This is a genomic window from Microbacterium umsixpiens, assembly GCF_053543675.1.
The window spans coordinates 7,839-16,082 of the sequence record NZ_JBLVOH010000115.1 but is presented as its reverse complement, the minus strand read 5'-3'; the positions used below and the strand labels follow the sequence as shown (position 1 = coordinate 16,082).

Annotated in this window: 9 protein-coding genes; 3 read left to right on the top strand and 6 right to left on the bottom strand. The window is 70.6% G+C overall.

The window, feature by feature from the left end; all coding sequences use genetic code 11:
- A partial coding sequence (locus ACNPM4_RS11615; protein WP_448985807.1) for an endonuclease/exonuclease/phosphatase family protein occupies positions 1-1,041 on the top strand: 1,041 nt, incomplete at its 5' end.
- Between the two features lie 98 nt (positions 1,042-1,139).
- Positions 1,140-2,345 carry a homoserine O-acetyltransferase MetX gene (gene metX, locus ACNPM4_RS11610; protein WP_448985806.1) on the top strand — a complete coding sequence of 402 codons (1,206 nt, stop codon included), beginning with the start codon at positions 1,140-1,142 and terminating at the stop codon, positions 2,343-2,345.
- Positions 2,346-2,355: 10 nt separating this feature from the next.
- Here metX and ACNPM4_RS11605 read toward each other — a convergent pair whose 3' ends face one another.
- From ACNPM4_RS11605 to ACNPM4_RS11580, 6 genes are read right to left on the bottom strand one after another with little or no spacing between them, the layout of a single operon-like run.
- Positions 2,356-2,967 carry an NUDIX domain-containing protein gene (locus ACNPM4_RS11605; protein WP_448985805.1) on the bottom strand — a complete coding sequence of 204 codons (612 nt, stop codon included), beginning with the start codon at positions 2,965-2,967 and terminating at the stop codon, positions 2,356-2,358.
- A gap of 9 nt (positions 2,968-2,976) precedes the next feature.
- Complete coding sequence (locus ACNPM4_RS11600; protein WP_448985804.1) at positions 2,977-4,206, bottom strand: MFS transporter; 1,230 nt, start codon at positions 4,204-4,206, stop codon at positions 2,977-2,979.
- 9 nt (positions 4,207-4,215) lie between these two features.
- Positions 4,216-4,692 carry a GNAT family N-acetyltransferase gene (locus ACNPM4_RS11595; RefSeq protein ID WP_448985803.1) on the bottom strand — a complete coding sequence of 159 codons (477 nt, stop codon included), beginning with the start codon at positions 4,690-4,692 and terminating at the stop codon, positions 4,216-4,218.
- A complete protein-coding gene (locus tag ACNPM4_RS11590) occupies positions 4,685-5,014 on the bottom strand; it encodes a thiamine-binding protein (RefSeq protein ID WP_091033868.1) in 330 nt (109 codons plus the stop codon). Before ACNPM4_RS11590 ends, ACNPM4_RS11595 begins: the two co-directional genes overlap by 8 nt.
- 4 nt (positions 5,015-5,018) lie before the next feature.
- Entirely contained in the window at positions 5,019-6,254 is a 1,236-nt protein-coding gene (locus ACNPM4_RS11585; RefSeq protein WP_448985802.1) for a hypothetical protein, read from the bottom strand.
- Positions 6,251-7,093, bottom strand: a complete 843-nt coding sequence (locus ACNPM4_RS11580) for an ADP-dependent NAD(P)H-hydrate dehydratase (RefSeq protein WP_448985801.1) — start codon at positions 7,091-7,093, stop codon at positions 6,251-6,253. Before ACNPM4_RS11580 ends, ACNPM4_RS11585 begins: the two co-directional genes overlap by 4 nt.
- A gap of 56 nt (positions 7,094-7,149) precedes the next feature.
- On the opposite strand from ACNPM4_RS11580, the gene ACNPM4_RS11575 reads away from it, so the two are divergent.
- Positions 7,150-8,217: an NADH:flavin oxidoreductase/NADH oxidase gene (locus ACNPM4_RS11575; protein WP_448985800.1), complete on the top strand. Its 1,068-nt coding sequence runs from the start codon at positions 7,150-7,152 to the stop codon at positions 8,215-8,217.
- Positions 8,218-8,244 lie beyond the last annotated feature (27 nt).

Here is an 8,244-nt window from a genome sequence, read left to right as displayed (position 1 = left end):
GCCTCGGACCACGCGGTCCGGGGCATCCTCGTGTTCGCGGGTGCGGGCACCACCCGGCCGACCCACAGGCGGCTCCGTCGAGAATGGGATCCCCGCTGTGAGGAGAGCATGATCGACGTCGAACACCGACCACCGCTCGCCCGAAGCACCACGACGCGCCATGCCCGCCGTCTCGCGATCGCCGGCATCGCCGTGCTGATCCTGCTCGTGTCCGGCGGGATTCCCGGTGTAGTCGGCACCGCCGTCGCCGCCGTCCTCCCCTGGCTCGGTCTCGTCCTGCTCGCACTCGTCGTCATCGCGTTCTTCCTCGCCCGGCGCGTGATCGTCCTCCTCCTGGTGCCCACGCTCCTCTGGTTCCTCGCGATGGCCCCGGCGTTCCCCGGCCTCCCGGCATCAGCCAGTGCGGAGAGCGAGCTCACGATCGCCAGCCAGAACGTGCGCGCGCACTCCGGCAGTGCTGCCGCCTCCGCCGCAGAACTCGCGCAGAGCGAGGCGGATGTGATCGCCCTCACCGAACTCGACGGCGACAGCCTCTCCGCCGCGAGCGAGGTGCTCGCCGACGCGTACCCGCACTCCTACACGGTCGGCACGGTGGCGCTGTGGAGTCGATACCCCCTGGCGAGTGCCGAACCGCTCACTCTCGGGCTCAGCTGGAAGCGCGCGCTCCGCGTCGAGGTACAGAGTCCCGCGGGCCCGGTCGCCGTCTACGTGCTGCACGCCGCCTCCGTGCGCCCCGGGCAGCAGCAGGACCGCGACACGATGCTGCACGGCATCGCCGAGCAGGTCGCCTCCGACGAGGCCACGGCACTCGTTGTCGTCGGTGACTTCAACGCACCGTCGACGGACCCGAGCCTGGCTGCGCTGCGAGCGGAAGCGGACTGGGCACGGCCGACCGACGGCACCCTCGGGTTCACCTGGCCCGCCGCCTTCCCGCTCGTCCGGATCGACCAGGTGTTCGTCCGCGGACTCGATGTCGTCGCCTCAAGCACCCGACGTGCCGGGAACAGCGACCACCTCGCCACGATGACGCGCGTGCGCTGAGTCGCACGCCTCTTCGTCCGAGCCGTCGCGCGCACGGCGACACGACACCGGGTCGTAACCTGCCACCGGTGGGTCCTGGACCACGCGACAATGGAAGCATGGACTGGCAGACGACCTCCGAGGACACGGTGCCGTCGGCGCCCGTGACGGAGGCCGACGTCCGGCTGCTCCGTGCCCGCCCACCGGCGACGGGCGCGTGGCGCGACGGCGACCCGGTCGGCGGTAGGCGTTTCGCGGCGTTCGGCGCCTTCTCGACCGAGAGCGGCCGGGAACTGCCGGGAATCCGCATCGCGTACGAGTCGTGGGGCGAATTGAATGCCGCTCGCGACAACGCGATCCTCGTGCTGCATGCGCTCACGGGCGACAGCCATGTGCGGGGCCCCGCCGGCTCCGGCCATCCGACCGTGGGGTGGTGGGAGGACATCACCGGCCCCGGTGCACCGCTCGACACCGACCGCTGGTTCGTGATCGCTCCGAACATGCTGGGCGGCTGCCAGGGGTCGACCGGGCCGGCGAGCGTCGCCCCCGACGGCTACGAATGGGCATCACGCTTCCCCTACCTGACGATCCGCGACCAGGTGGCGGCGCAGGTGCGGCTCGCCGATGCGCTGGGCATCGACAGCTGGGCCGCGGTCATCGGCGGATCCATGGGCGGTATGCATGCCCTGGAGTGGGCGGTGACGCATCCCGAGCGCGTGCAGCGGCTGGCCGTGCTCTCCTCTCCCCCGGTGACGACGGCCGACCAGATCGCGCTGAACACCGTGCAGCTCGAGACCATCCGGATGGACCCGCGGTTCCAGGGCGGCGAGTACTACGACCTCGGAGACGGCGACGGCCCGCACCGCGGACTCGCGCTGGCACGCCGGATGGCTCTGCTGAACTACCGCAGCCCGATCGAGTTGAACCAACGCTTCCAGCGGTCGTGGCAGTCGGATGTCTCACCTCTCGGTCACGGCGGGCGCTTCGCCGTGGAGTCGTACCTCGATTTCCACGGCAACAAGTTCACCCGTCGCTTCGACGCGAACAGCTACATCACGCTCGTCGAGGCCATGAACTCGCACGACGTCGGCCGCGGGCGCGGCGGTGCCGAAGAGGCGCTGCACGCGGTCACCGCCACCGCACTCGTCCTCGGCATCGACAGCGACCGGCTGTTCCCCGTCGACGGACAGCAGCGCATCGCCCGCAGCATCCCGAACGTGATCGACGGGGAGGCCGTGGTGGTCTCCAGCGACTTCGGGCACGACGGCTTCCTCATCGAGACCGAGATCGTCGGCGCGAACCTGCGGCGGCTGCTCGAGAGCTGATCCGCGTCGCTCACCCGGGGAGGAACCGCCACGGCAGCTCGCCCGCCTCGAGACGCCCCTGCTCCCACACGAACGCCTGCGCGGCGCCCGAACCGAGAACACGGGTCTGGAACAGCTGCACGGCACCGCCGGAAGACAAGGCGGATGCTGCCTCGGTGAACGCCGACAGCTGATGCAGCGTGATCCAGGTCGGCGGATACAGCATCCACGCCCCGGCACCGTGCCGCGCGAGAGCCTCGGCGGGATGTACCCAGGCGATCTCGGCCACCTCGTCTTCGGACGGTGAAGGATCGGTGGACGGCGCCGCGGCGAGGAAGAACCAGGTACGGATGCGCGTGGGTGCCTCGACCGGCGGATGCCATTCGGAGAACGCCACCAGTTCCTCGACGACGACCCCGACCTCTTCGAAGGTCTCCCGGATCGCGGCACGACGCGCGTCCTCGACCTCCTCGTCACCGTCTCGGAGGTCGGCCGGCTCGACCTTGCCACCGGGAAAGACCCACGCACCCGCGAATGATCCGCGATCGGGACGCCGCATCAGCAGCACTTCGAAGCCGAGATCGGCTGCGCGCAGCAGCACGACCGTGCCGGCGACGGGGAGAGAGGAATCGGGCGCGATCACCCCGTCACTCTACGACGCGACGCGTTCCCTGGCCGCGGGACGACGCGCGTCCACGCGGTAGGACAGCAGGGCGATCAGCAATCCCGCCACGGCGAGCGCGGCACCGGTCCATGCGGGAGCCGTGAAGCCCCAACCTGCCGCGATCACGAGGCCACCGAGGAAAGCGCCCAGGCTGTTCCCGATGTTGAGGGCCGAGTGGTTCATCGCCGCCGCGATCGACTGGTTGTCTTCAGCCACATCCATCAGTCGCGTCTGGATCGTCGGGCTCAGCACCGACGACACGAAGCCGACCACGAAGACCAGCAGCCCGAGCGTCACGATCCAGAAGGCCAGGACCGCGAGCAGGCCGAGAACGACGACGAGGGCGGCGAGCCCGAACAGCAGCGTGCGGCGCAGGTCGATGTCTGCGAGGTGGCCGCCGACGAGGTTTCCCGCGGTCATGCCGAGCCCCATCAGCACCAGGACGATCGGCACCGCCCAGTCCGGCGACCCGGCGACCTCGGTCACGAGAGGCGCGATGTAGCTGTAGACGGCGAAGAAACCACCGAAACCGATCGCACCGATGCCGAGCGTGAACCACACCTGCGGGATGCGGAAGACCCGCAGCTCCTGACGCATCGTGCGTCCGGGATCACCGGGGTGCTGCGGCACGAACACCGCGATGAAGACCGTCGCCAACGCGAACACGAGCGCGACGACGGCGAACGCCGCGCGCCACCCCCACTGCTGTCCGAGGAACGTGCCGAGCGGCACGCCGACCACGTTGGCGACCGTGAGGCCAGTGAGGATGAACGCCACACCCTTGGCGCGGTTCCCCGGACCCATGACGTCGGCCGCGACCAGGGCGCCGATGCCGAAGTACGCGCCATGCGGGAGCCCTGCCAGGAACCGGGAGGCGGCGACGAGTTCGAACGTGGGCAGAACCACGGTGAGCGCGTTGAAGACCGTCAGGGCGAGGGCCAGCACGATCACTACCCGGTGCCTCGGGAAGCGCGCGACGAAGCCGGCGATGGTCGGCGCACCGACCACCACGCCCAGCGCGTACAGCGAGATCAGCCAACCGGCCTGGCTCAGCGCGTCTTCCTGGCTGGTGGCCCAGAGCGAGGGCAGCAGGTCGGCGGCGATGTTGGGCAGCAGACCCATGACCACGAACTCGGTCATGCCGATGCCGAAGCTGCCGATGGCGAGAGAGAGGAGCGCCCACTTCGCCGCACCCCTCGATTCAGTCGAGGGATTCACCGGTACAGCCTAGCGGCCGTCCGACGCCACGCCGTCCGTGCTCGTCCGCTCACGCAACATGAAGACGTCGACCTCGTCCTGCCTCTCGAGGACGAAGCCGTGGCGTTCATACAGCGCCCGGGCAGGACTGCCCTGGAGCACGTTGAGACGATGGGGCACGTCATCGTCCAGGAGCATCGTCAGGATGCGACCTCCGATGCCGGCCCCCTGGTGCGAAGGAGCGATGTAGAAGTGCTCCAGCCAGCGCGACCCGCCTTCGTCACGGAGCGCGACGGAGCCGACCTCCTCTCCGTCCACGATGATGACGCGGGTCTCCTCCGGCGCGAACGCGTCCCGGAATCGCTGCCGCACCCGCGCATCGTCATAGCGACCGAGCCGCGTCAGATCAGACCGGAGCACGATCGCCCGCAGCTCGGCGATCCACTCGGCGTCATCGTCGACAGCCGGACGTGTCCGGACCTCGACAGGAGCGCGCCGATCAGTCATCCGACTCCTCGATCGCCGCCTCGAGGCGCTCGATCTTCGCGTCGAGCTCGCCCGAGTACCCGGGGCGGATGTCGGCCTTGAGCACGAGCGACACCCGCGAGCCGAACGGCATGACCGCCTCGGTGGCACGCTTGACGACGTCCATCACCGTGTCCCAGTCGGGACCCTCGATCTCGGTGAACATGCTCGTCGTGCGATGCGGCAGCCCCGACTCGCGCACCACGCGCACAGCCGCGGCCACCGCGTCGTGCACGGAGGCATCGGTTCGCTCGGTTCCTTCGGCGGGTGTGCCGCTCGGGGCGACGGAGAAGGCGATCAGCATGGGTTCACTCCTGGAGTTTCGGATGACGGACGGGCACGCGCAGGAGAGCGCGGATGCCGAGGACGAGCAGGACGATGAGAAGGAGGTTCCGCACGGTGAGCACCGCGACGGGAAGCGCCTCGGCGCGCAGCAGGGCGTCGTAGCCGAGCGGATACACGAGACAGGTGAGCAGACAGAGCGCGAGCACGATGACCGCGGGTGTGCGCGCTCTGGCGCGATCGAGCACGATCCACAGGATCACCGGCGCGATGAGCCAGGTCTGGAATTGGGGAGAGCCGACCTTGTTGGTGACGATGAGCAGTGTCACGAGCGTGAGGGCGAGCGGAGGGAACAGCCGGGGGAAGGCGGCACCACGGATCGCCTTCACCGCGCCGATCGCCGCGACCACCAGCACGCAGATCATCATCAGCGGGGTGAGGGCCGCGGCGACGGCATCCACTCCCGGCGCCGTCACCTGAAAGGTGAGGATCTCGAAGCTGTACTCGATGCGTGCCGCACCCGCGACAGCGAGCCAGAGGAACGGCGTCGCCGCCACCGCCTCGATCTGCAGCCCGCGCCCGGTCTGCTCGGTCAGGAACCCGAGGATCTCCGTGTCGGCGCCGAACAGCACCAGCAGCAACACGACGCCGCCCGTGACGATGATCGCGGCGAGCAGCACGCGCCACCGCGCGCGGACCGCGACGACCGCAGCCACGACGAGGGCGCCGGGCCAGATCTTGATCCAGGCGCCGGCCGTCAACAGGGCGGCGGCGATCATCGGTCGCGCGACGAGCCAGAGTCCACCCATCACGGCGAGGGGCACGGTGATCGCGTCGATCCGGTACAGCGCGATCGGACCGAGTAGCAAGACGGCCCCACACCAGAACCAGGCGGCGACCCGCCGCGCGTGCGAGGGCGATCGCCCGATGAGTACACCGAAGGCGATCGCATCGAGGACGATGACCAGCACGGCCCAGCCGACGAGGTAGGCGCTCGAGACGCCGAGCACGGGAACCAGAGGCGCGGCGAGTCCGGCGGCGAGCAGCAGGGGCACCAGCGCGAGCTGGGGGTAGACCCAGGTCTCGGTGATGCCGACGATCGGTCCGCCCCCGAGAGCCGCCGACGCCCACGGCTCGTACACGAGCACGACATCACCCATGGGCTGGCTCGGATACACCCACCCGAGGAGAGCGGTGAGCAGGTGGACGAGGAGGAATGCGCCCCACAGGACGAGCACCCTCATCGTCGAGTCGCGGCTCACGCCAGGACGTCCTGGATCGCGTGCGGGAGCGCCTCGGCCACGTCCATCGCGACGATCGGGTGACCCGGGCCGCCGGCGAGCGTGCCGGCCGCGATGCGCGCGGCATGACCATGCAGCCAGGCCCCGGCAGCGGCGACCTCGGCGAGCGCCGCTCCGGGGTTCGCGGCCATGACCGCCCCGAGTACGCCCGCGAGCACGTCTCCGGTACCGGCCGTCGCCAGCCACCCCGTTCCCGCTTCGACGGCGATGACGGCTCCGTCGGGGTCGGCGACCAGCGTCCGTGCCCCCTTGAGCAGCACGGTGCCGCCGATCTTCGCGGCCACCTGTCGTGCCGCATCCGCCCGATCGTCGTCTTCGTCGTCGTGGGGCTGCACGCGGAGGCGCTCCTGCAACCGGGCGAACTCCCGTGCGTGCGGGGTGACGAGGAACGGCGCCCGCGCTCCCGGCGCGAGGTCCAGGGCACCCGCATCGATGACGACGGGGGCCGTGCCGGCGAGGATCTCGCGGAGCGCGACGCTCTCCGCGTCCGTGCGGTGCATCGGATCCGTCCCGGAGCCGATCACCCAGGCTCCGACGCGCGAACTGCCGATGTCCGCTCCCTCGACGGTCTCGGGTCGCCGAGCCAGCACGGCGTCCGACACCCGTTCCGCGCCCACGTACCGCACGAACCCCGCCCCGGCCCGCCAGGCCGCCTCGACTCCGAGCACCGCGGCGCCGGGGTAGGCGGGAGATCCGGTACGCAGCGCCACGACCCCGCGCGCGTACTTGTCGTCCTCCGCCGTGGGCGCACGGAACAGGCGTGCCGTATCGCTGCGTGACCACTCCCGCACCTCGATCATGACTCCACGTTAGTGCGGCGGCCCGAGGCGCACGCCCGCGGGGGTAGCGTCGAACGGTGAGTCTTCTCTTCTCCCCTCTGAGCATCCGATCCGTCATCTTCCGCAATCGCCTCTGGGTCTCGCCCATGTGCATGTACAGCGCCGTCGACGGCGTCGTTCAGGAGTGGCACCACGCCCACCTCGCCCAGTTCGCCTCGGGCGGCGCCGGGCTGATCGTCGCCGAGGCCACCTCGGTCGTCCCCGAGGGCCGGATCTCCCCTCGCGACGTCGGCCTCTGGAACGACGAGCAGCGCGACGCACTCGCGCCGATCGTCCAGGCCATCCACGACCGCGGAGCGCACGCCGGCATCCAGCTCGCGCACGCGGGTCGGAAGGCCTCGACCTGGTGGCCCTGGGCTCCCCAGCGCGGCTCCGTCCCGCAGGAGGACGGCGGCTGGACGACCACCGCGCCCTCGGCCGTGGCGTTCGACGGCTTCGCGGAACCGGTGGCCCTCGACCTGGCGGGCATCGACCGCGTGGTCGAGGGGTTCGCGTCCGCCACGCGCCGCGCGCTCGACGCCGGCTTCGACGTCATCGAGATCCACGGGGCGCACGGCTACCTCCTGCACCAGTTCCTGTCGCCGCTGTCGAACCTGCGCGACGACGAGTACGGCGGATCGCTCGAGAATCGCGCACGGCTGCTGCTCCGCGTGGTGGACGCCGTTCGTGCCACCGCCGGCGCCGAGGTGCCGCTGCTCGTGCGCATCTCGGCCACCGATCACGCGGACGGCGGCTTCACCCCGGAGGAGGCGACGATCGTCGGCGACTGGGCGGCACAGCACGGGGCCGACCTGATCGACGTCTCCAGCGGCGGCCTCGTCGCGCATCAGAGCATCGACGTATTCCCCGGATATCAGGTGCCGCTCGCCGAGACGGTGCGCCAGGGGGGCCGCATCCCGGTGTCCGCGGTCGGGCTCATCACCGCGTCGGCCCAGGCGGAGCAGGTGCTCGCCGACGGCGCGGCGGACGTGATTTTCGCGGGTCGGGAGTGGTTGCGTGACCCGCACTTCGCCCTCCGCGCCGCCCACGAGCTCGGTGCGGAGATCGCCTGGCCCCCGCAGTACGAGCGCGCGCACTGGCGCTGAGCGGGCGCGCACGCGACGAAGGCCGCC